1 protein-coding gene and 1 pseudogene are annotated in these 1656 nt (G+C 38.7%); one reads left to right on the forward strand and one right to left on the reverse strand.

Annotated elements, in window-relative coordinates; all coding sequences use genetic code 11:
- Positions 1–169 (reverse strand): annotated as a pseudogene (locus L4D78_RS28185) (IS110 family transposase); the annotation flags it as partial.
- 781 nt (positions 170–950) lie between these two features.
- On the opposite strand from L4D78_RS28185, the gene L4D78_RS28190 reads away from it, so the two are divergent.
- Positions 951–1409, forward strand: a complete 459-nt coding sequence (locus tag L4D78_RS28190) for a GNAT family acetyltransferase (protein ID WP_428469988.1) — start codon at positions 951–953, stop codon at positions 1407–1409.
- Positions 1410–1656: the final 247 nt, after the last annotated feature.

A 1656-nucleotide genomic window follows, 5' to 3' on the forward strand; every position in this document is an offset into this window, starting at 1 on the left:
TATTCCCGATGATATAAGGTTCAAGTATTCTCATTAGCTGGTCGGGAGAAGCTTTAATTTCTCGATGAATACAAATTTCGCCGTCATGATTGATGATGCAGACATATAAAGAACGGGCATGGAGATCTATACCGCAGTAATAAGGGTGGTTCTTCGTATAAAATTGCATATGAGTCTTCTCCGTATTATTGGTTTAGTCGCCTTCCAGCATACTCCTATGGGGCATGTTGTCGGAGAAGGCTCAATAAGTATCAAAGGTATCAAGGTGACGCGTTACACTCGGCGGTTTTGGTATGGAGTTCGGTGTGCTTGGTGAGTTTACCGTGGCGCACCTTATCCCAGGCGTTATATGCCATTTTTTCTTATGGTTTAGGTCTCATTGCCGCTGGTTGTTTTGTGGTTTCAATGTGGGTCGCAATGCAATGAAAATCGTTCCGTGAATTGGTGCGGTTTACCTCAGTCCCATGCCAATGTTCATTGGTATAAATAGCCTTGCCTCTCTCAAATTCATGAGTCCGCACTGTTGAATATTGTGTTGGTTCGTTATTATTTCCGTGTTTACTAAGTTGCTGAAATTACACAGCCAAGTAAGGTAATTAATTGTTGGTAGTGTGGTGCTCGCGGTTACAGTAAGCACCGTGGTCTTGGGTTGTTTTTCCTGCTGTCTCGGTGGGGCGGCCAAGCCGCTTTGATTTCAGTGTTCATATAACAAACTGTGCAAGTTGACCCTTAACACGTGGCATTTTCAGTATGAATTGGCTTCTGTGATTACGGTGTACTGCTTGGGTTTAGGGGCGGGAAACTTCACAAGGGCGTTATATTGCTTTCAGTCATAAGTATTCGATATCGCTCGAAGTATTCAATTTTAAATAGTTATTAATTGTCACTTATATGATTTAATTCACCTTATTCTAAGGTTGCATATTTACAATTTATTGTCAGGAGTGCCAATGAACATTAAATTATGGTTAGCTACAGGTATAAGGTTGTTTTCAGTTTTTTTAATAACGGAAGCAGCTGTTTCCTTATTTTCTTTAATCACAACAGCTAGGTCTTTGGGGCTAGAGAATTTAGGCGTTTACGTTGTAATAGCACTGTATCTTGTTATTGCAGCAATATTATGGTTTTTCCCCATGACGGTCACAAATAAAATCGTCCCGTCAATAACAATTGAAACAACAAAAAATACCACGCCATTTGAATTTGCAAGAGTTGGTTGTGGTTTGTTATCGTTATATATAATCATGAATAACATCTGGTCAGTAACATTAGCGTTCTACTTTATGAAGCAAGGTTATAATGATAGTCCTGATGTTTTGGCTAATTTATATACTGGTTTATTAATGGTCACGTCTGGGCTTGTACTATTTTTTAACAATAGAAAGGTTGCTTACCTAATGTGTAAATAACACCTCTAAATATGATGGTTGTAAGTTAAATATGATTTCTTCGTGTAGCATTATACCAAGCTATGACAAGGTGTAATTTTTTCTTGAGCGATTATATGTGGGGGGGGTAATCAGCAATATAATATAATGCTATATACCATTTTTTCTAACGGTTTAGGTGTCATTGCCGCTGGTTGTTTTGTGGTTTCAATGTGGGTCGCAATGCAGTAAAAATCGTTCCGTGAAATGGTGCGGGTTACCTTAATCT

This window comes from Photobacterium minamisatsumaniensis (genome assembly GCF_050336695.1).
Lineage (GTDB): Bacteria > Pseudomonadota > Gammaproteobacteria > Enterobacterales > Vibrionaceae > Photobacterium > Photobacterium minamisatsumaniensis.

Coding starts and splice junctions, on each gene's coding strand:
- L4D78_RS28190 (WP_428469988.1), top strand. CDS start 951: ATGAACATTAAATTATGGTTAGCTACAGGTATAAGGTTGTTTTCAGTT.